Source organism: Streptomyces sp. NPDC096339 (assembly GCF_044762985.1).
GTDB lineage: Bacteria > Actinomycetota > Actinomycetes > Streptomycetales > Streptomycetaceae > Streptomyces.
In genome coordinates, this window is sequence record NZ_JBIWFI010000024.1 from 25,694 (window position 1) to 46,302 (window position 20,609).

A 20,609-nucleotide genomic window follows, 5' to 3' on the forward strand; every position below is an offset into this window, starting at 1 on the left:
TCGACTACAGTGGACGCGGGCCGTGACTGGCGTTCGGGTGGATCACCACCGGGGAGCGGCCCGGCGTACTCCGGTGCGTCGTCTGCCGCGCGCCTGGGCGAACCGCGATCCGCAGCGACGTTCAGGAGACCCCGTGACGACTGCCCAGACTGCCCCTGCCACCGCCCAGCTGATGGACGGCACGGCCCTCGCCCGCCGCATCTCGGAGCAGACCGCCGCCTACGCGGCGAAGATCACCGATCGCACCGGCACGGCGCCCTGCCTCGCGACCGTTCTGGTCGGCGAGGACCCCGCCTCCGTGACCTACGTCCGGATGAAGCAGAACCGCTGCGCCAAGGCCGGGATCACCTCCCGCCACGTGGAGCTGCCGGCCGAGACCACCACCGAGGAACTGGTCGCCGCGATCACCGCGCTCTCCGAGGACCCGGAGATCAGCGGCATCCTGCTCCAGCACCCCGTCCCGCACCACATCGACGAGCGCGCCGCCTTCGAGGCCATCGCCCCCGGCAAGGACGTCGACGGCGTCACCATGCACTCCTTCGCCGCCATGGGCTTCGGGCTGCCGGGCTTCGTCTCCTGCACCCCCGGCGGCATCATGCGGCTGCTGGAGGAGTACGACGTGGACCTCACCGGCAAGCACGCCGTGGTCGTCGGCCGCAGCGCGATCCTGGGCAAGCCGGCCGGGATGCTGCTGCTGGAGCGGAACGCCACGGTCACCTACTGTCACTCCCGCACCCAGGACCTCCCCTCGATCGTGCGCCAGGCGGACGTGCTGGTCGCCGCCGTCGGCAAGGCCGAGTTCATCCGGGGCGAGGACATCAAGCCGGGCGCGGTGGTCCTGGACGCCGGCTACAACGAGGGCAACGTCGGCGACGTCCACTTCGAGTCGGCCGCCGCCCGTGCCTCGCTGATCACCCCGGTACCGGGCGGTGTCGGCCCGATGACCATCGCCGTCCTGCTGGAGCAGACCGTCCAGGCCGCCGCGGCGCAGGCCGGGCTGGACCTCGCGGACCTCTGACCCGCGCCGAGCGCGACGACGTACGGCGGACGCCCCGGGCCTTCGGGCCCGGGGCGTCGCGTTTTCCCGTTCGCCCGTTTCCCGGCCACCTCGGCGAGGAGCCCGACCGGCGCGCCCGGGCTTCGGCGCCGCCGGCATGACCTCGGAGGTAATCGACCCCGCCGCACGGGCGCGGCAAGGTTGGGGCATCGGGTTCCGGAGCTGCGCACTCAGAGCCGGAACCCGGTACCCCACCCCGCCCGTTCGACCTCGATGGAGGCTGGTTCCCCATGTCCGCAACCCTGATCGGCACCCTCGCCCGCACCACCGAGCCGCAGACCGCGCTGCGCCGGTTCCTCGCCCTCGACTCCGTGGTCACCACCGCCAACGGCCTGGCCTACGTGGCCTTCTCCGCCCCGCTCGGGCGGCTGCTCGGGGTCGGCCAGGGGCTGCTGCTGGAGCTGGGCATCTTCCTGGCCGTCTTCGGCGCCGGGGTCGGCCGGCTCGCCTCGCGGCGCCGGCCGCCCGTCTTCCCCGTCAAGTTCGTCATCGAGGCGAACTACGCCTGGGCCGTGCTCAGCCTGGTGTCCCTGTTCGCCTGGTTCACGCCCACCACGGCCGGACTGGTGTGGATCCCCGCGCAGGCGCTCACCGTGGCCTCGTTCGCCCTGTTCCAGCAGCTCGCCCTGCGCTCAGTCGCCGAGTGAGCGCAGGTACTTCACCGTCGCCGGGTCGGCCGGGAGCATCGTCTCGATGGCCAGCTCGGCGACGGTCACGTCCATCGGCGTGTTGAAGGTCGCGATCGAGGACACGAAGGACAGCAGGTGCCCGTCGTGCTCGATGACCAGCGGCAGCGCGATGTACGGGACGGGTTCCTCCGGTTCGGCGTCGCCCGGCCGCTCCGGCGCGGGGTAGGCCGACACCTCTTCGTACAGCGCCCGCAGCGGTTCGGAGCGGGCCAGCGCGATCTGCCGCTCCATCTGCGCCAGCAGGTGTCCGCGCCACTCCTTCAGGTTGTGGATGCGCGGGGCGAGCCCCTCGGGATGCAGGGTGATCCGCATGGCGTTCAGCGGCGGTGTCAGGAGGTGCTCCGGCAGTCCCTCCATCAGCATCATGATGCCCCTGTTGGCCGCGATCACGTTGTACGTGGCGTCCACGACCAGCGCCGGATAGGGCTCGTAGCCGGTCAGCAGCCGCTGAATGCCCTCGCGCAGGGTCTCCATCGACGGGTCGTCCAGGGCCGTCTGCGCGTAGTGCGGGGCGTAACCCGCCGCCAGGAGCAGCGCGTTGCGCTCCCGAACCGGTACGTCGAGGCGGTCGGCGAGCCTCAGGACCATCTCCTCGCTCGGCCGGGACCGTCCGGTCTCGATGAAGCTGATGTGCCGGGACGAGGAGTCGGCGCGGCCCGCCAGTTCCAGCTGACTGATCCCGCGCCGTTCCCGCCAGGTGCGGAGCAGGGCGCCGACCGTGGGTGTCATGGTGGTCATGCTCACGACGGTAGCCGAGGCTTCCGGCCCGAGTTCGGCCCACGTCGGCTCCGGTCAGCCCACGTCGAGGACGTTCCGCAGGCCGAGACGGTAGCGCCACAGGTCGTGCCGCTTGGCCGACTCGACCTCCGGAGCCCGGTACAGCGGCCGGATCGAGCACCGTGCGCTCGGGGAACCGTCGCGGTCCAGGAGCGAGTTGACGGCCGCGCGGGCGGAGGCGTTCGCGCCCTCCATCGTCGCGAGGTCGATGTCCACGGCCACGTAGTCCCCGCTGAGGAAGAAGTTCGGGACGCGCGTGGCGGCGCTCGGCCGGTTGTGGAAGGTGCCGACCGGGTGGATCAGCAACTGGTCCTGGTTGGTGGGGTTCGGGGTGCCGAGCCCGTCCACACCCGGGTCCAGGTGCCAGGAGTGCAGCTTGGAGTCGCTCAGGAGGGTCTTGCCGGTGTCGTTGAGGGAGGCCTTCAGCTGGGCCCACACCTCGCGCGCCACCTCCTCGCGGGTGCACTGCTTGGCCGTCTTCCCGTACAGGATCCCGGGCTTGTCCCACTCCGAGATGTCCACCGAGAGGCAGTCGACCGCCGCCCCGTCGCCGTAGTCGGCGGGGAAGTTCCGGGCGGGCCAGTGCTCCGCCTGCTGGATCGCCGTCAACGACCAGGGGGAATCGATGCAGTTGAGGTGTCCGTGCACCAGTGCGGCGCGTTCGGTGAGGTAGAACTGGATGCCCGTCATCCAGTCGGTCTCCAGCTTGTCGCAGCGCCCCAGCATCGGGTCGGCGGCCCGCAGTTCCGCGCTCCAGGTGCGGCGGGCGTGCTCCACGGGCAGTGCGCTGACGTAGTGGTCGGCGGTGACGGTCTGCCGGCTGCCGTCCGGGCCCTCGACGGCGACCCCGCTCACCCGGCCGCCCCCGTACCGGACCTCGCGCACGGTCCAGCCGATCCTGAACTCCACCCCGAGGGAACGCAGATGGGCCTCCCAGGGGTCGATCCAGGCCTCGTTGGTCGGCAGGTTCAGGATCCGGTCCGGCGGGCCGTCCGCGCCGCGCCCCAGCAGGTTGAAGACGAAGGCCTCGCCGAGGGTGCCGACCGTACGGGTGGAGGCCTCCTCGGCCTTGGTCGCCACGATGTTGCGGGTCACGCCGACCGCGAGGATGCGCTGGTACTCGCTCGACATCTGCTCCGCACGCACGAACTCCCACCAGGGGGTCCGCTCCCAGATGTCGTTGCGGCGCTCGTCGCAGCTGGTCAGGAAGACGAGCGCGCAGTTCACGAAGTACGCCGTCTCGTGCAGGGGCAGCCGGACCAGGGACTGCAGGATCCCGGTGAGGGCGCGGCGCAGCTCGTCTGGCGTCAGCTCGGCGGGGGAGTGTTCGGGCCACGGGATCGGCCCGCGCAGGTCCTCGCGGCCGCCCGACCGGGCGAACATCATCTCGCGCGGGGCGACGAGGTTGTCCCAGACGCCGTTCGCGTTCCCGGGGAAGGGGATGCGCCGCATGGTGTCGGGCAGGTTGTGGTAGATGCCGGGGATGAAGCGGAAGCCGTGCTCGGCGGGGAGCGGCCGGCGGCCGCCGCGGGCACTGTCCGGTACGTCCATGCTGCGGGCCTTGCCGCCCAGCGCCCGGCGCTCGTACACGGTGACGGCGTAGCCCCGCTCGGCGAGTTCGTGCGCCGCGGTCAGCCCTGCCACCCCACCCCCCAGTACGGCGACCCGGCGGCCGTTCGCCGCCGCCTTGGCGGGGGAGGCCGTGGCGGCCGCCGCGGGAGCGGCCGTCACGGCGGTGGACAGGGCCCCCGCGGTGGCCGCCGCGCCCGCGCCCGCGATGAACGTACGCCTGGAACTGCCTGTGCCGGTCATGTCGATGCCGCCCCTTCGTCCCTTGCCCGTCACGTGGTCACCGAACGTGGATGCCGACGGCTGTTACCGGTGGTAACAGTGCGTCGGCGCAGGAGCATATGGGGGGCGGGGCGGGCCTGGAAGGCGCAGGAGCACCCGAGCGCACTATGGCGTGAAAGGGTTGCCCGGGCGTGCGCTGTGGGAACCTTGACTACACGTCACGGGGAAAAGGAGCCGGTGCATGCCGAGTGAGCCGCTGTCGCAGAAGGAGATCGAGGACCGGTTGCGGGAACTTCCCGGCTGGGCCTTCGAGGACGACCACATCCTCCGCACCTACCGGCTGGACACGCACTTCGCGGCGAGCGCCCTCGTCGCCCACATCGCCTCGGTGCAGCAGGAGTTGAACCACCACTCCGACCTGACCCTCGGCTACAACACGGTCCGGCTCTCCGTGAACAGCCACGACGCGGGCGGCCTGGTCACGGCGAACGACTTCGCGCTCGCCGAGCGCGTCGAAGCCCTGGCCCCGGCGCACGGCGCGAGCTGATGACCACGCACATACCGGAGCTGAAGCCGCTGCTCGACTACGACGCGGAGGCCGAGGCCTACGACGCCACCCGCGGCGGCGCCCCGCGCGCCGAGGCCGCCGCCGCGGCGGTCCTCGGCCTGCTCCCCGCCGACGTGCGCACCCTGCTCGACCTCGGCTGCGGCACCGGCATCGTCACCGCCCGGCTGAAGCGCCCCGGACTGCGCGTCCTCGGCGCGGACGCCTCCCACGGCATGGCCGCCATGGCCCTGCGGCGCGGGGTGACCGTGTCCCTCGCCGACGCGGCCCGGCTGCCGGTGCGCTCGGGCTCCCTCGACGCGGTCAGCGCGGTCTGGCTGCTGCACCTGCTGCGCGCCCCCGGCCTGGTGCCCGCCGTGATCGCCGAGGCCGCGCGGGTCCTGCGACCCGGCGGGGTCTTCGTCACCACCGTGGACAAGGACTCCGCCCACGACGTGGGCAGCGACATCGACGCCGTCTTCGCCGCGCACCTGGCCCCGACCCCCGCGGACTCCTCCGGCGAGGTCGAGACCCACGCGGCGCGCGCGGGCCTGCGCCCGGCCGGAGAGGCCCGTTTCCGGGGCCACGGCCAGGGCCGCAGCCCCCGCGGCTCCGCCGAGGCGCTGCTCGCCGGCCAGTACGCCTCGCGCGTGATCCCGCGCGGCATCACCGCCGCGGAGCTGGCGGCCCGGCTGGAACTCCTGCCCGACCAGGACGTGCCGCGCGCGGAACCGACGTACCGGCTGCGCAGTTTCGTACGCGTGTGACGGCGACGACCCGCCGGGGCGGGGTCAGACCGGTTCCAGGCGCCACCACTGGGCCGGCGAGTCGGTGTCCTCGCCCTGACGGGCGCGGCCCTCCTCGTCGGCCTCCAGCAGCAGGTCGCTGATACAGGCCACCAGCGAGACCACGCCCGGATCGTCCAAGTGCCGCTCGACGAGCCACTCCTGCGCGCCGAAGGCGTTGGCCCGCCACACCTGCACCCGGGCACCGCTCTCGGTCGAGGCGTTCGCGACGTCCAGACGCCGCTCGTTGTCCTCGCTGACCACGTGGAACACCCCGCCGCCGCTGTGCACCGGCGCGATCCGCCAGCGGCGGGCCGCCTCCGGCGCGGGCGGCCCGTCCGGGCCCACCCGCACCCGGGAGGCGCCCTCCAGCTGGAGCACCAGCCCGCTCTGCACGTTGCGGATCCGGTAGACCCCCTCGGGAAGATTCACCCGCCCGGCCTCACACGTCGAATTCGGCCGGGTCCGGCCCGATCCGCCGCCCCGCCGGCCCCGCGCCCAGCGCAGACAGCGCGGCGACGTCACCGTCCTCCAGCTCGAAGCCGAAGACGTCCAGGTTCTCCCGGATGCGGGCGGGGGTCACGGACTTCGGGATCACGATGTTCCCGAGCTGCAGGTGCCAGCGCAGCACCACCTGCGCGGCGCTGCGCCCGTACTTCTCGGCCAGGGCGGTCACGGCCGGGAGGGTGAGCAGCTCCTGGCCCTGGCCCAGCGGGGACCAGGCCTCGGTGGCGATCCCGCGCCGCGCGTGCTCGGCGCGCAGCTCGGCCTGCGGGAACAGCGGGTGCAGCTCGATCTGGTTCACGGCCGGGACCAGCGGGCTCTCGGCGGCGATCCGCTCCAGGTCCTCGGCACGGAAGTTCGACACGCCGACGGCCTTGGCGCGGCCGCTCGCGGCGATCTCCTCGAAGGTCTTCCAGATGGAGACGAAGTCGTCGCGCATCGGGCGCGGCCAGTGGATCAGGTACAGGTCGACGTGGTCGAGGCCCAGCCGGGTGAGGGACTCGTCGAAGGCGCGCAGCACCGCGTCCCGGTCCCACGTCCGCGAAGGCCCGTTCCACAGCTTGGTGGTGACGAACAGCTCCTCGCGCGGGATCCCGGAAGCGGCGATGCCCTTGCCCGTGCCGGCCTCGTTGCCGTAGACGGAGGCGGTGTCGACGCTGCGGTAGCCGGCCTCCAGCGCGGTGGCGACGGCACGCTCCGCCTCCGCGTCCGGGACCTGCCAGACGCCGTAGCCGAGCTGGGGCATGAGCGTGCCGTTGTTGAGCTTGATGGTGGGGACCTGGTTCACGTGTCCTTGTTCCTCGCGTCGGCGGTACGTCCTCGTACGAGGGGCGACAACCGGCCCCCCGTACGACGTATTCCCGCCGCGTCCCCCGGTCGGATCAACGCGTCGTCAAGGTGTTGTCAACGCGTCGTGAACGGGTCGTCAACGCGTCCCCAGATAGGCCTCCCGGACCGCCGGATCGGCCCGCACCTCGGCCGCCGTGCCCTCCGCCAGCACCGAGCCGAGGTCCAGTACGACCACACGTGCGCACAGCTCCATCACGAAGGCCACGTTGTGCTCGACCAGCAGCACCGCGCAGCCCTCCTCCTCGGCCAGCCGCCGCACCACCCGCGCGAGCTGCTCGCGCTCGGGCGCCGACATCCCGGACGCCGGCTCGTCCAGCAGCAGCACCCGCGGCGGATCGGCCACCGCGCGGGCCAGCTCCACCATCCGTGCCTGCCCGACCGGCAGACCGCCCGCGAACGAGGCGCCGAGCGCGCCGATCCCGCAGTCGGCCAGCACCCGCTCGCCACGGGCCCGGCGCTCGCGCTCCCGGCGGCGCCGGGCCGGCAAGGCGAACAGATCGGCGGCCGGCCCGCCCCCGCCGCCCCGCCACTCCTGCGCGACCAGCACGTTGTCGGCCACGCTGAGCTGCCCGAAGAGCTGCTGCCGCTGGAAGGTCCGGCGCATGCCGTGCCGGGCCCGCCAGACGGGGGAGCGGCGGGTGATGTCGACCCCGTCGAGCAGCAGCCTGCCCTGATCGGGGCGCCGGATGCCCGACAGGACGTCGAACAGGGTGGTCTTCCCGGCCCCGTTCGGCCCGATCAGCCCGCACACCTCGCCCGCCCGGACCCCGAGGTCCACCCCGTCCAGGGCCTTCACCCCGCCGAAGTGGACGCCGACACCGCCCGCCCGGAGCACGTAGTCGTCGTTCATCTCCCCATCCCCAGGTAGGCCTCGGCGAGCCGGTCCGCCTCCACCTCCGCGCGCGGGCCGCACCAGGAGACCCGGCCCTGCGCGAGGTAGGCCACGGTGTCGGCGATACCGAGGATCTCCGCGGCCTTCTCCTCCACCAGCAACAGGGCGGTACCGGCGTCGCGGAGCTCGGTGAGCAGTGCGTACACCTCGTCCACGACGCGGGGGGCGAGGCCGAGCGAGGGCTCGTCGGCGATGAGCACCCGCGGTGGCCGCTGCAACAGCGGCGCCAGCGCCAGCATCTGCTGCTCCCCGCCGGACAGCGCCCCGGCGGGCACCCCGCGACGCTCGCCGAGCCGCGGGAAACGGTCGTACACGGCGGTCCTGGCGTCCGGCTCCCGGAGGTGGAGGGCCAGGTTCTCCTCGATGGTGAGCGCGGGGAAGATCCCCCGGCCCTCGGGGGCGAGGAGCACGCCGGCGCGGGCCCGCCGCACGGCGCCGTCACGGGTCGCGTCGCGGCCGTCCGTGCGCACCTCCCCGCTCGTGACGGGCAGCGCCCCGGCCGCCACCCGGCAGGCGGTGCTCTTGCCTGCCCCGTTGGGCCCCAACACGGCGAGGATCTCCCCGGCCCGCACGGCCAGGTCCACTCCGTACAGGACCAGGCCCCCGTCGTACCCGGCTGTGACGCCGCGCAGCTCCAGTGCGGGTGCGGCAGCCCCCGAGGGGCTCCCGGGGCTCCGCCCCGGACCCCGCTCCTCAAACGCCGGAGGGGCTGGATTTCGGCCGCTGCCGTCCGTCGGGTTCGGCTCGCCTGTCCGGAGGGCAACACCGAGCCCGCCGGAGGCAACTTCAGCTCCGCCGGGGGCAAATCCAGCCTCGCCGGCGTTTGAGGCGCGGGGGTCCGGGGACGGAGCCCCCGACGGGGTCCGGGGCGGAGCCCCGGTTGTGGGGTGGGGTGGGGTGGGGGAGGGCCCCGCGGGGACACGGGCCGCCCGCCGCTTCGCCAACCGCACCGGCACGGCCGCGCAGTACCCGTCGGGATCGTTGGCCAGGGCCAACCCCGCCAGCCCGAACAGGATCACCGGCAGGTGCGCCGACGCGGTCACGTAGTCCGCCAGCACCCGCGGAGCAACGGCGAAGACCAGTCCCGCCACCACCGCGTACACCGGCCGCCGAACCCCCGCCGCCACCACCACCGCGAGCCACACCAGCCCCGTCATCGCCGTGAAGTCGGTCGCCGTGATCCGGGTGTTGTACGAGGCGTACATGACGCCCCCGAAGCCCGCCAGCCCCGCCGACAGCGTGAACAGCAGCAGCTTCGTGCGCAGCACGGACACCCCCGAGGCCACCGCCGCCGCGGGCGCCGACCGGACGGCGAGCATCGCCCGCCCCGACGGGGAGTTCCGCAAGCTGCCCAGCCCCGCCGCCACCAGGGCGACCAGTACGACCAGGGCCACCCCCAGCGCCCGGTCGTCCGACAGGTCCACCGGTCCGAACACCGGCCGCGGGATCGACCACCCCGAGTCGCCGTTGCGCAGCCACCGCAGCTGGAACAGCACCTGGTCCGCGAGGAACGCCAGGGCCAGCGTGGCCAGCGCCAGCGACCTGCCGCCGAGCCGCAGGGCCGGCAGCGCGACCAGTGCCCCCAACAGCGCGGCCACGCACGTGCCGACCGCCAGCGCCGCCACGAACGGCCAGCCCCGGCTCATCAGCAGCCCGGCCACCAGCGCGGCCGCCGTCACGAAGGTGCCCTGCGCCAGCGAGACCATCGCCCCGAGCCCGGTCACCACGGTGAAGGACATGAACACGAGCGCGATGGCCAGTCCCTGCGCCAGCAGCCCGCTCCAGAACGGCGTGGTCACGGTGTAGAACGCCACGCACAGCAGCGCCGCGCCCACCGCCCACACCCCCCACCGGCGCCCCCACGAGGCGCCCGCGAGGTGGTCGACCGGTGGCGTGTCCACGGCGGCGACCCCCGCGGCCCGGGCCCGGCGGGTCAGCACCAGCAGCCCGCCGAACAGGATCAGGAACGGCACCGCGGTCCGGAAGCCGGTGATGGACTCGGCGAAGGAGGCGTACCCGGCGACCAGGTTCTGCAGGACGCCCAGTCCGAGTCCGCCGGCGAAGGCGAGCGGCACGGACGCGAACCGTCCGATGACCGCGGCCGTCGCCGACACGAACAGGAACAGGGTGAAGTCGTGCGCGGACAGCCCCAGCAGCGGGGTCGCCAGCACACCCGCCAGCCCGGCCAGCCCCGACGAGATCATCCACGCCACCGACGACAGCCGGTCGGCGCTGATCCCGCGCAGCTCGGTCAGCGAGCGGTTGTCGACGGCGGCCCGCAGTTGCAGCCCCAGCCTGGTGTGCCGCATCAGCACCCACAGGACCACCGCCACGAGCGCCGTCACCGTCCAGGTGATCAGCTGGTCGGAGTCGATGCCGACCCCGTCGGCGAGCTGCCAGGACTTCGCGGGGCTCGGCCCCACCCCCGGCAGCCCGAACTGGTTCTCCGCCGGCTTCACGGGCGCGCCCGCGTCGGAGAGGAGCTCCACCGCCCACAGTCCGGCCGCGGGCAGGGCCACCAGAAGTCCGATGGTGGCCACGATCTGCGCCGTCTCGCCGACCCGCGCGAGCCGCCGGAACATCAGCCGGTCCAGCCCCCACCCGAGCGCGGGGGCCAGTACGAACACCACCAGCAGTGCCGCCGGGACCGCGGGCCAGCCCAGGCCGGAGTGCACCTCGTAGAAGGTCAGGGCGCACAGGTAGGCCGTGGCCCCGTGCGCGAAGTTGAACAGCCCGGACGCCGAGTACGACAGCACCAGCCCGGTGGCGAGCAGGGCGTACAGGGCGCCGGAGACCAGGCCGCTCAGGACGAAGACGAGCAGATCACCCATGGCCTTGCCCCCACCCCTACTTGAAGGGGATGGGCTCGTAGCACTTGAACGGTACGGAGACCTCGTACGCGCCGTTCTTCAGCTGTACGAGGGCTCCGCAACCGAAGCTGTCCTTCTGGCCCTTGGGCTCGACCCGGTCGCCGACGAGGGTGCCCTTGTCGGAGAAGCCCTGTGCGGCGGCCTGGAAGGACTCGACGGTCAGGTCCTTGCCGGCCTTCTTGGCGATGGACACGAACAGGTCGGCCGACATGTACCCGGTCAGCATGTGCATGTTGAGCGGCACGTCCTGACCGCCGGCCGCGGCCTTGATGTCCGCCTTGAACTGCGCCATCTGCGGGTCCGTCGACTCGAACGGCTGGAACTGGAGCAGGACGTGCACCCCGTCGAGGGCCTGCTTGGTGGCGTCCTTGGCGAGCAGACCGGGGTCGTAGTCGGTCGGGTCGGACAGCACCCCCTTGTACCCGGCGCGCTTGAGGGCGGTGAACAGCCCGATGTTGTTGGGGGTCTGCATGACGGAGACGACGGCGTCCGGAGCCTTGCCGCCCTCGCCCTCCAGGATGTCCTTCACGTAGGCCGACCAGTCGCTCGGCACGGCCGTCGAGGGCACGGAGGCCTTCGCGTAGGAGACCTTGAACCCGGCGCTGGCGAAGCCCTGCTGGAAGGTCCGGATGCCGAACTTGCCGGCGTCGCTGTCGTTGGCGATGATCGCGACCGACTTGCCCTGGGCGCCGCCGAGGACCTGGCCGATGCCCTCGGGCCAGGTCTGGTTGAGGGTGCCGCCGGGGGTGGGGACCAGGCAGCCGTTGAACCCGTAGATGTACTTGGGACCGCAGAAGGACGGCAGGGTGCCCCAGCCGAAGGTGGGGACCTTCTCCTGCTCCAGGAAGTCCGCGCCGGAGAAGGTCACCGAGCTCATGGGCGCGACGGCGAAGACCTTGTCCTGCTGGACGAGTTTGCGGGCTGCGCCGAGGTTCTTCGCCGGGTCCTGCCCGTCGTCCTCCGCCCCAAGGTACTCGATCTTGCGGCCGTTGACCCCGCCCTCGGCGTTGGCTCTCATGTAGCGGGCCTTGGCACCGAGATCGGTGTCCTTCTTGCTGTAGCCGCTGGCACTGGTCATCGACACGATGCCGCCGACCTTGATCGACTCGGCGGTCACCCCGCGGCGGTCACCGGCGGTGTCGCCGGCCCCGCCCTTGGAGTTGCCGTTGGTGGAGGCGGAATTGCAGGCGGATACGAGCGCGAGGGCCGCTGCCGCGGCGGCCAGGGTGCGGATCGGACGCAACATGTCGGGGATCCCCTCCGGTCGGAATCCCCGCATTCTGTGCGGGACCTGACGGTCCGTCAATATCAATCACAGAGTAAAGTGACGAACCGTCAGGTAACGTTACGGCCCTCCGGGAGGGAGAGTGGTGAGGCTGGTCAGGACTCGTAGAGCGCCGCGACTTCCTTCGCGTACGCCTTCTCGATCGCCCGGCGCTTGAGCTTCAGCGAGGGCGTCAGCAGCCCCCGCTCCTCGGTGAACTGCCCCGCCAGCACCCGGAAGGTGCGGATGGCCTCCGCCTGCGAGACCAGGGTGTTCGCGGCCACCACGGCCCGCCGGACCTCCGCCGTCAGTTCCGCGTCCCTCACCAGCTCCTCCGACGACCGCTGCGGCCGGCCGCGCATGGACAGCCAGTGGGCGATCCCCTCCATGTCCAGGGTGACCAGGGCCGCGATGTACGGCCGGTCGTTGCCCACCAGCACGCACTGCGAGACCAGCGGATGGGAACGGACCCGCTCCTCCAGTGCGGTCGGGGCCACGCTCTTGCCGTTGGAGGTCACCAGGATCTCCTTCTTGCGCCCGGTGATCGTGAGGTAGCCGTCCTCGTCCAGCCGCCCCAGGTCACCCGTGGCCAGCCAGCCGCCGCGCAGCACCTCCTCCGTCGCCTTGGGATCGCCCAGGTACCCGGAGAAGACGTGCCCGCCGTGCAGCCAGATCTCCCCGTCGTCCGCGATGTGCACGGTGCTGCCCGGGATCGGCCGCCCGACCGTGCCGTACTTCGTCGCCCCGGGAGGGTTCGCGGTGGCCGCCGCGCACGACTCCGTCAGGCCGTACCCCTCGAAGACCGTGATCCCGGCGCCGTCGAAGAACAGCCCGAGGCGGCGCGACATCGCCGACCCGCCCGACATGGCGTACCGCACCCGGCCGCCCAGCGCCTCGCGGACCTTCCCGTAGACGAGCTTCTCGAAGAGCTGGTGCTCCATCCGCAGCCCCGCCGAGGGGCCGGGCCCGGTGCCGAAGGCCTTCTGCTCGCGCGCCTCCGCGTACCGCACGGCCGTTTCCACCGCCCGGTCGAAGGGTCCCGTACGACCCTCCGCCTCCGCCTTGCGGCGCGCGGCCGCGAAGATCTTCTCGAAGACGTACGGGACCCCGAGCACGAACGTCGGCCGGAACGCTGCGAGGTCCGGCAGCAGCTCGGCCGCCGCCAGCACCGGCTGGTGCCCGAGCTTGACCCGAGCCCGGACGGCGGCCACCTCCACCATCCGCCCGAAGACGTGCGCCAGCGGCAGGAACAGCAGGGTGGACGGCTGCTCCCCGTGCCTGGCCTGGAACACGGACTCCCAGCGGCCCACCAGGGTGTCGGTCTCGTACATGAAGTTCGCGTGCGTGAGCACGCACCCCTTGGGCCGGCCGGTGGTCCCGGAGGTGTAGATGACGGTGGCGGTCGCATCGGGGGTGACCGCGCGGCGGTGCCGGTGCACCACGTCCTCGGCGACCCCGACCCCGTCCGAGACGAGTTCCCCGACGGCGCCGGCGTCGAGCTGCCAGAGCCTGCGCAGCATGGGGAGCCCGTCGATCACCGAGCCCACCGTCATCGCCTGGTCCTCGTTCTCCACGACGCAGGCCGTGCACGCGGAGTCGTACAGGATCCACTGCACCTGCTCGGCGGAGGCCGTCGGATAGACGGGGACGGGCTGGGCGCCGACCGCCCACAGCGCGAAGTCGAAGAGCGTCCACTCGTACCGGGTGCGGGACATGATCGCGACCCGGTCCCCGAACCGCACCCCCTGCGCCAGCAACCCCTTGGCGAGCGCGAGCACCTCGGCCGCCAGCTCCCCGGACGTCACGTCCTGCCAGGTCCCGCCGGTCTTGCGTCCCAGGACCACCCGGTCGGGCTCCTGCCGCGCGTACTGGAACACGACGTCCGCCAAACCGCCGACGGGCGTGCCCGTGACGACGGGTGGGACGGTGATCTCCTTCAAGCCCCCGCTCCTCTCCGCGCGCCGCGGTGAACGTACCGCACGGTAAACGAGGGTTGACCAGCACGCGGATACCTCCACAAGACCTCCTCAGCCAGGCGGTAGCCACAGCGTCGCCGGCGTTCGAGGCGCGGGGTCCGGGGCGGGGCCCCGGGGTCTTCCAGCCCGTCCGGCGTTTGAGGACCGGAGCCCGGGGCGGAGCCCCACTTCGAGCCCCGCCGGCGCTTGAGGCGCGGGGTCCGGGGCGGAGCCCCGGGAAACGGAGAAAGGGCGGGGCGGGGACCAGCTCCGCGCAGCGGCACCCGCACCCGCACCCGCACCCGCACCTCCGCCCCGCGCGCTCGCCGCCGCCCGGCTCACCCCGTACGGCTCAGCCGATCCGCACCCGACAGCACGGCCGCCGCCAACGCCTCCGCGGCAGCGGACGCCCGCGCCCCGCGCAGCAGCGCGAACTCCACCGGCCCGAGCTCCGGCAGCCCGCCGACCCGCACCAGCCCCGGCGGGATCAGCCCCCGCGTATGGGCCATCACGCCCAGCCCGGCCCGGGCCGCCGCGATCAGCCCGCTCAGGCTGCCGCTCGTACACGCGATCCGCCACTCCCGCCCCTCCCGCTCCAGCACCTCCAGCGCGCGGGCCCGCGTGATCCCCGGCGGCGGGAACACGATCAGCGGCACCGGCCGCTCGGGATCCACCCGCAGCCCCTCGGCCCCGATCCACACCATCCGGTCCCGCCACACCAGCCGCCCCCGCTCGTCCCCGGGGCCGCGCCGTTTGGCCAGCACCAGGTCCAGCCGCCCGGCGTCGAGCCGCTCGTGCAGGGTTCCCGAGAGCTCCACCGACAGCTCCAGGTCCACTTCGGGGTGCTCGTGCCGGAAGCCCTCCAGGATCTCCGGCAGCCGGGTCAGCACGAAGTCCTCCGAGGCCCCGAAGCGCAGCCGCCCCCGCAACCGCGTCCCGGTGAAGAAGGCCGCCGCCCGCTCGTGCGCCTCCAGGATGGTGCGCGCGAAGCCGAGCATCGCCTCGCCGTCCTCGGTCAGCTCCACGCTGTGCGTGTCGCGGACGAACAGCGGCCGGCCCGTCGCCTCCTCCAGCCGCCGCACGTGCTGGCTGACGGTGGACTGCCGTACGCCGAGCCGCCCGGCGGCCTGCGTGAAGCTCAGGGTCTGGGCCACGGTGAGGAAGGTGCGCAACTGGACGGGGTCGTACATACCGCCCATCGTACGGCGGTCATCACGCGATGCGATGGCAGTGAGTGCGGTGTGCAGGTTTCCCGATCACCGCCCACCCCCGACGATGGAGAAGGACGCCCGCGCCCGCGCGGGAACCCGCACCGCCGGCACCGGCCCGCCCGCCCCACCCCCGAACGCAAGTGAGCACCCGTACATGCGCCGCCCGCACCTTCCCGCCTGGCTGCCCCTGGATCCGTACATCCTGGCCCTCCTCGGCACCGTCGGCCTCGCCGCCCTGTTCCCCGCCCGCGGCCCGGCCGCCACCGTCGCCGAGGGCGCTTCCACCGCGGCCGTGGCCCTGCTCTTCTTCCTCTACGGCGCCCGGCTCTCCACCCGGGAGGCCCTCGACGGACTGCGCCACTGGCGGCTGCACCTCACCGTGCTCGGCTGCACCTTCCTCCTCTTCCCCCTCCTCGGCCTGGCGGCCCGCGGCCTCGTCCCCACCCTGCTCACGCCCCCGCTCTACAGCGGCCTGCTCTTCCTCTGCCTGGTCCCCTCGACCATCCAGTCCTCCATCGCCTTCACCTCGATCGCCCGCGGCAACGTCCCCGCCGCGATCTGCGCCGGCTCCTTCTCCAGCCTCGCCGGGATCCTGCTCACCCCCCTCCTCGCCGCCGGTCTGCTCGGCGGGGACGCGGGCGGCTTCTCCCTGGACTCCCTCGTCAAGATCGTCCTCCAGCTCCTGCTGCCCTTCCTCCTCGGCCAGGCACTGCGGCCCTGGGTCGGCGGGTTCCTCGTGCGCAACAAGAAGGTGCTCGGCTACGTCGACCGGGGCTCGATCCTGCTCGTCGTGTACGCGGCGTTCAGCGCGGGCATGGCCGCCGGGATCTGGCACCAGGTCAGCCTCCCGCGCCTCGGCGCGCTGATGGCGGTGGAAGCCGTACTCCTCGCCGTGATGCTCCTCGTCACCTGGTACGGGTCCGCGCGGCTCGGCTTCTCCCGCGCCGACCGCATCGCCATCCAGTTCGCCGGGTCGAAGAAGAGCCTCGCCGCCGGGCTCCCCATGGCCAGCGTCCTGTTCGGGGCCCAGGCGAGCCTGGCGGTGCTCCCGCTGATGCTCTTCCACCAGATGCAGCTGATGGTGTGCGCCGTGCTCGCCCGCCGCCGAGCCCAGGACCCGGAGGAGCCCCGCTCCGCCGCCGACCGTGTGGCGGAGGTCTCCCTCCCGTCCCGACAGCCCACCGGCCAGGCCCGATAACGTTCGGTGGTGACCTGGATACGCCCGCTCGCCGCCCATGCCGAACGTCCCTGCACCCTGGTCGTCTGCCGCGGCTGCTGCTGCGGCGACCCCCGCAAGAACCCCGGCACCGACCACGCCGGGCAGCTCGCCCGGCTGCGCGAGGCCGCCGAGGCCTCCGGGGGCCGGCTGGCCGTCCGTACGAGCGAGTGCCTCGGCCCCTGCGCCCAGGCCAACGTCATCGTGGTCCAGCCCACCAGCGAGGCCCGCCGCCGCGGAGCGCGCGCGGCCTGGTTCGGCTGGGCCCTGGACGACACCGCCACCGACGAGATCATCGCCTGGGCGGAATCCGGCGGCCCCGGCACCGCCCCGGTCCCGGCCACCCTGGACCTCCACCGCATCGAGCCCCCGGAGCCGAAGCCGGCCCCGAACTCCACCCGCCGGGGGCGGCGTGGCCGCCGCTGAGGCCCGACGGGCCCCGGCGGGCCCCGGCGGGCTCTAGCGGACGATCCGCTCCTCGCCCGCGTAGATGTTCATGTCCGGCCCCCGCAGGAACCCGACGAGCGTCATGCCCGACTCCAGCGCCAGGTCCACGGCGAGGGAGGACGGCGCGGAGACCGCCGCGAGGACCGGTACGCCCGCCATCACGGCCTTCTGGACCAGCTCGAAGGAGGCCCGGCCCGACACCATCAGGACCGCCCCCGCCAACGGGAGCAGTCCCGACCGGAGGGCCCGGCCGACTATCTTGTCCACCGCGTTGTGCCGGCCCACGTCCTCCCGCAGGTCCAGCAGCTCGCCCTCGGCCGTGAACAGCCCGGCCGCGTGCAGCCCGCCCGTCCGGTCGAAGACCTTCTGGGCTGCCCGCAGCCCGTCCGGGAGCCCGGCGAGGACCTCCACCGGCACCCGGACCGGATCCGCCGAGGCCCCGGGGAACCGGGTCGCCGTACGGACCGCGTCCAGGCTCGCCTTCCCGCACAGGCCGCAGGAGGAGGTGGTGTAGACGTTCCGCTCCAGCGTGATGTCCGGCACCGGAACCCCTGGGGCCAACTGCACGTTGACCACGTTGTAGGTGTTCGAGCCGTCCTCGGTCGCGCCTTCGCAGTAGGTGACGGCCCGGATGTCCGAGGCCGCCCCCAGCACGCCCTCGCTCACGAGGAAACCCACCGCCAGCGCGAAGTCGTCGCCGGGCGTGCGCATGGTGATGGCCAGCGGTTTTCCGTTCAGGCGGATCTCCAGGGGCTCCTCGGCCACCAGTGTGTCCGGGCGCACACCCGCCACTCCGCCCCGGATCCGGACGACGCGACGGCGCTCGGTGACCCGTCCCATGTGATCAGTCCAACCTTCTGTTCCTCGTCCGCAGCCGACGGACTCATTGTCCCGGTTCCGCTTCGAGCGCCGCCCCCGGCAGCTGGATCCTCGGGAATCTCCAAAATGCAGCCCCGGAATCCTGTCGGGTCACACGCACACGTACCCATCAGTAGCAGGCAAAGCTGGGTGATCCTGACTTCCGTACGAGGGGGGATCCCGCCCATGACCGGTTCACGAGTGGTGGCGCTAGGGCACTACCAGCCCGCGAAAGTGCTCACCAACGAGGACCTCGCGGCCATGGTCGACACCACCGACGAGTGGATCCGCTCCCGCGTCGGCATCCGCACCCGCCACATCGCGGGCCCGGACGAGCCGGTCGACGAGCTCGCCTTCCAGGCCGCGGGCAAGGCGCTGGCCGGCGCCGGTCTGACCCCGGACGACATCGACCTCGTCCTGGTCGCCACCTCCACCGCGATCGACCGCTCGCCCAACATGGCCGCCCGCGTGGCCGCCAAGCTGGGCATGGGCGGCGGCCCCGCCGTGATGGACATCAACGTCGTCTGCTCGGGCTTCACCCACGCCCTGGCCACCGCCGACCACGCCATCCGGGCCGGCTCGGCCACCCGCGCGCTGGTGATCGGCGCGGACAAGATGACCGAGATCACCGACTGGAGCGACCGCACCACCTGCGTGCTCACCGGTGACGGCGCCGGCGCGGCCGTCGTCGAGGCCAGTGACGAGCCCGGCATCGGCCCCGTGCTGTGGGGATCGGTCCCGGAGATGGGCAACGCCGTCCGCATCGAGGGCTCCCCGCCGGTCTTCGCGCAGGAGGGCCAGTCCGTCTACCGCTGGACCACCAGCCAGCTCCCGCCGCTCGCCCGCAAGGTCTGCGAGAAGGCCGGGATCCTGCCGGAGGACCTGGCCGCGGTCGTCCTGCACCAGGCCAACCTGCGGATCATCGAGCCGCTCGCCGCCAAGATCGGCGCCGTCAACGCGGTCGTCGCCCGCGATGTCGTCGACTCCGGCAACACCTCGGCCGGCAGCATCCCGATGGCCCTGTCCAAGCTGGTCCAGCGGGGCGAGATCCCCTCCGGAGCCCCGGTCCTCCTCTTCGGCTTCGGCGGCAACCTCTCCTACGCGGGCCAGGTCATCCGCTGCCCCTGACCCCGGCGGTCCGTACGGCGCGCCCCTCCACGGCCAGCGCGCCGACGAGCACCAGCACGAGTGCCACCAGCTGCCACGCGCCGCCCAGCCGCATCCCGGCGGCGGCGGTGGCCAGCACCGGCACGACGGCCACCGCGCGAAAGCGCACGGGCCGGATGCCGAGCACCAGCCGGAAGGCGACGTCCCCGGCCAGGTAGCAGGCCACCCCGCCCGCGAGGGCGAGGGCCGGGCCCGCGGCCAACTGCTCCCCGAGGTGTCCGATGGTCTTCTTCACGCCCGCCGAAAAGACGGCGATGCCCAGCAGCATCGGAATGAACGCGTAGTAGTACGCGCGCAGCGCCGGCTTGAACCGCTGCTCCGGCGGCGTCCCCGCGAACACCTCCTCGGCCCGGCCCTCGTCGCGTACGAAGTACATCCACCACAGGGCCGCCCCGACGGCCAGCGTCAGGAACGCACCCGCGACGATCCCGAAGGTCGGCGGCGCCGAACCCACGCCGATGCCGATCGCGATGACGGACTCGCCGAACACGATGATCAGCAGCAGTCCGTGCCGTTCCACGAAGTGCGGGGCACTGATCGCACCGTGCTGGTCCCCGGCCCCGGCTCCCGGCCCCCGCGCGGCCAGCCGCCGCACGATGGAGGCCGTCACGAACTGAAGCACCAGCGCCAGTACCCACAGCCCCCACGCGGCCGGCCCGTCGAACAGCCCGGCCGCCGTGACCGACAGCGCGGACAGCGTGTTCGGCAGCGCGAACCAGAGCACCCCGCGCCCGTGGGCCTCCGTGAACAGCGCGGCGTGCACCAGCACGACCATGAGATAGCCCAGCCCGAAGGCCACACCGCCGTCCCCGAAGGCGGTCGGCACGGCCAGCGCGCAGACCAGGAACGCCCCCATGGCCAGCAGGAGCAGCAGCCTGCGCGCGGGCCGGTCCGGCGGCACCTGGTTGGTCAGGTAGGCGTAGCCCCCGTACATCCAGAACAGCACCGTGAAGATCAGCAGCACCTGCCCCGCGCTCCGCAGGCCGATGTCGTCCGCCAGCAGAACCGTCAGCTGGGTGATCGTGAAGACGAAGACGAGGTCGAAGAAGAGCTCCAACGTGCTGACGCGGTGCTCGGTTTGCTGCTCGCTTCGGTGCTCGGTTTCCATGCGCGGCTCCCCCCGGATGTGTGCGCCCACATCCGACCGCCCGGGGCGCCCCGCTGTCCACCCGATCTCGGCATCCGGGAGCCGCTCTCCGCATGCCCGCAGGTCAGCACGGCGTGGCGGAAGACGGGCCGGGCGGATAAGTGGTCCGAGCCCCGTCAATCCTTTGCTATTGTTGTCCATGTCGCCGCGGGAAACCGGGGCGGTCACCTAGTCCGGGTGGCGGAATGGCAGACGCGCTAGCTTGAGGTGCTAGTGCCCTTTATCGGGCGTGGGGGTTCAAGTCCCCCCTCGGACACAGAAAGAAGAACCCCACTTCGGTGGGGTTCTTCTGCGTTTCCGGACGGTCCTGCCGTTCCGGTACGTCCTTCAGGTGCGCAGCACCACCAGCCCGCCCGGTGTCGTCAGGCTGCCCGGGGCGACCGGGGTGAAGGTGTGGGGGAGGGCAAGGCCGGGCCCGCCGGCCGCGGCCGCGTCGAAGAGGTACGCGGCGCCCGCCGCGGAGTCGCTGACCAGATGGGGGCCGTCGGCCGGGGCTGCGGTGTCGGTGAGCGGGGTCCGGAACAGCCGCCGCAGGTGGCGCAGGGTCTCCGCCGTGACCGGGGCCTTCACCGGGTGGGGCGCCGCC

18 protein-coding genes, 1 tRNA gene and 1 riboswitch are annotated in these 20,609 nt (G+C 72.8%); of the genes, 8 read left to right on the forward strand and 11 right to left on the reverse strand.

Features of this window, described 5'->3' with window-relative positions:
• Positions 1-12: 12 nt before the first annotated feature.
• Positions 13-106: riboswitch (ZMP/ZTP riboswitch) on the forward strand.
• A 66-nt stretch (positions 107-172) separates the two neighbouring features.
• Both ACIQ5Y_RS26215 and ACIQ5Y_RS26220 read left to right on the forward strand, forming a co-directional pair.
• Positions 173-1,018, forward strand: a complete 846-nt coding sequence (locus ACIQ5Y_RS26215; RefSeq protein ID WP_403885413.1) for a bifunctional 5,10-methylenetetrahydrofolate dehydrogenase/5,10-methenyltetrahydrofolate cyclohydrolase — start codon at positions 173-175, stop codon at positions 1,016-1,018.
• A gap of 269 nt (positions 1,019-1,287) precedes the next feature.
• Entirely contained in the window at positions 1,288-1,704 is a 417-nt protein-coding gene (locus ACIQ5Y_RS26220) for a hypothetical protein (protein ID WP_403885186.1), read from the forward strand.
• Here the strand turns inward: ACIQ5Y_RS26220 and ACIQ5Y_RS26225 are convergent.
• Complete coding sequence (locus ACIQ5Y_RS26225; RefSeq protein WP_403885188.1) at positions 1,690-2,484, reverse strand: helix-turn-helix domain-containing protein; 795 nt, start codon at positions 2,482-2,484, stop codon at positions 1,690-1,692. The genes ACIQ5Y_RS26220 and ACIQ5Y_RS26225 overlap by 15 nt on opposite strands.
• A gap of 54 nt (positions 2,485-2,538) precedes the next feature.
• A complete protein-coding gene (locus ACIQ5Y_RS26230; protein ID WP_403885191.1) occupies positions 2,539-4,335 on the reverse strand; it encodes an FAD-dependent oxidoreductase in 1,797 nt (598 codons plus the stop codon).
• Positions 4,336-4,555: 220 nt separating this feature from the next.
• Here ACIQ5Y_RS26230 and ACIQ5Y_RS26235 point away from each other — a divergent pair, with 220 nt between their 5' ends.
• Positions 4,556-4,861 (forward strand): 4a-hydroxytetrahydrobiopterin dehydratase, encoded by a 306-nt coding sequence (locus tag ACIQ5Y_RS26235; protein WP_403885194.1) that lies wholly within the window; start codon positions 4,556-4,558, stop codon positions 4,859-4,861.
• A gap of 29 nt (positions 4,862-4,890) precedes the next feature.
• On the forward strand, positions 4,891-5,625 hold the full coding sequence (locus ACIQ5Y_RS26240; RefSeq protein ID WP_403885415.1) for a class I SAM-dependent methyltransferase: 735 nt from the start codon (positions 4,891-4,893) through the stop codon (positions 5,623-5,625).
• 24 nt (positions 5,626-5,649) lie between these two features.
• On the opposite strand, the gene ACIQ5Y_RS26245 is transcribed toward ACIQ5Y_RS26240, so the two are convergent.
• From ACIQ5Y_RS26245 to ACIQ5Y_RS26275, 7 genes are all read right to left on the reverse strand, one after another.
• Entirely contained in the window at positions 5,650-6,075 is a 426-nt protein-coding gene (locus ACIQ5Y_RS26245; protein ID WP_403885197.1) for an RICIN domain-containing protein, read from the reverse strand.
• Between the two features lie 10 nt (positions 6,076-6,085).
• Positions 6,086-6,934 (reverse strand): aldo/keto reductase, encoded by an 849-nt coding sequence (locus ACIQ5Y_RS26250; protein WP_403885200.1) that lies wholly within the window; start codon positions 6,932-6,934, stop codon positions 6,086-6,088.
• 138 nt (positions 6,935-7,072) lie between these two features.
• Positions 7,073-7,846, reverse strand: a complete 774-nt coding sequence (locus ACIQ5Y_RS26255; protein ID WP_403885203.1) for an ABC transporter ATP-binding protein — start codon at positions 7,844-7,846, stop codon at positions 7,073-7,075.
• Positions 7,843-10,719 carry an ATP-binding cassette domain-containing protein gene (locus ACIQ5Y_RS26260; RefSeq protein WP_403885206.1) on the reverse strand — a complete coding sequence of 959 codons (2,877 nt, stop codon included), beginning with the start codon at positions 10,717-10,719 and terminating at the stop codon, positions 7,843-7,845. The genes ACIQ5Y_RS26255 and ACIQ5Y_RS26260 overlap by 4 nt, the downstream gene beginning before the upstream one ends.
• A gap of 16 nt (positions 10,720-10,735) precedes the next feature.
• A complete protein-coding gene (locus ACIQ5Y_RS26265) occupies positions 10,736-12,004 on the reverse strand; it encodes an ABC transporter substrate-binding protein (protein WP_403885209.1) in 1,269 nt (422 codons plus the stop codon).
• 134 nt (positions 12,005-12,138) lie between these two features.
• Positions 12,139-13,962: an AMP-dependent synthetase/ligase gene (locus ACIQ5Y_RS26270; RefSeq protein ID WP_403885212.1), complete on the reverse strand. Its 1,824-nt coding sequence runs from the start codon at positions 13,960-13,962 to the stop codon at positions 12,139-12,141.
• A 353-nt stretch (positions 13,963-14,315) separates the two neighbouring features.
• Positions 14,316-15,167 carry a LysR substrate-binding domain-containing protein gene (locus ACIQ5Y_RS26275; protein WP_403885215.1) on the reverse strand — a complete coding sequence of 284 codons (852 nt, stop codon included), beginning with the start codon at positions 15,165-15,167 and terminating at the stop codon, positions 14,316-14,318.
• Between the two features lie 175 nt (positions 15,168-15,342).
• Between ACIQ5Y_RS26275 and ACIQ5Y_RS26280 the strand changes: the two genes are divergently transcribed.
• Both ACIQ5Y_RS26280 and ACIQ5Y_RS26285 read left to right on the forward strand, forming a co-directional pair.
• Positions 15,343-16,386: a bile acid:sodium symporter family protein gene (locus tag ACIQ5Y_RS26280; RefSeq protein WP_403885218.1), complete on the forward strand. Its 1,044-nt coding sequence runs from the start codon at positions 15,343-15,345 to the stop codon at positions 16,384-16,386.
• A gap of 9 nt (positions 16,387-16,395) precedes the next feature.
• Complete coding sequence (locus tag ACIQ5Y_RS26285) at positions 16,396-16,830, forward strand: (2Fe-2S) ferredoxin domain-containing protein (protein ID WP_403885220.1); 435 nt, start codon at positions 16,396-16,398, stop codon at positions 16,828-16,830.
• Positions 16,831-16,863: 33 nt separating this feature from the next.
• On the opposite strand, the gene fdhD is transcribed toward ACIQ5Y_RS26285, so the two are convergent.
• Positions 16,864-17,691 carry a formate dehydrogenase accessory sulfurtransferase FdhD gene (gene fdhD / locus ACIQ5Y_RS26290; protein WP_403885223.1) on the reverse strand — a complete coding sequence of 276 codons (828 nt, stop codon included), beginning with the start codon at positions 17,689-17,691 and terminating at the stop codon, positions 16,864-16,866.
• 204 nt (positions 17,692-17,895) lie between these two features.
• Here fdhD and ACIQ5Y_RS26295 point away from each other — a divergent pair, with 204 nt between their 5' ends.
• A complete protein-coding gene (locus tag ACIQ5Y_RS26295) occupies positions 17,896-18,837 on the forward strand; it encodes a beta-ketoacyl-ACP synthase III (protein WP_376661979.1) in 942 nt (313 codons plus the stop codon).
• Here ACIQ5Y_RS26295 and ACIQ5Y_RS26300 read toward each other — a convergent pair.
• Positions 18,821-19,984, reverse strand: a complete 1,164-nt coding sequence (locus tag ACIQ5Y_RS26300) for a low temperature requirement protein A (protein WP_403885226.1) — start codon at positions 19,982-19,984, stop codon at positions 18,821-18,823. The two genes, ACIQ5Y_RS26295 and ACIQ5Y_RS26300, sit on opposite strands and share 17 nt — an antisense overlap.
• Positions 19,985-20,194: 210 nt before the next feature.
• On the opposite strand from ACIQ5Y_RS26300, the gene ACIQ5Y_RS26305 reads away from it, so the two are divergent.
• Positions 20,195-20,279: transfer RNA gene (locus tag ACIQ5Y_RS26305), tRNA-Leu, on the forward strand.
• The last annotated feature ends 330 nt before the right edge of the window (positions 20,280-20,609 follow it).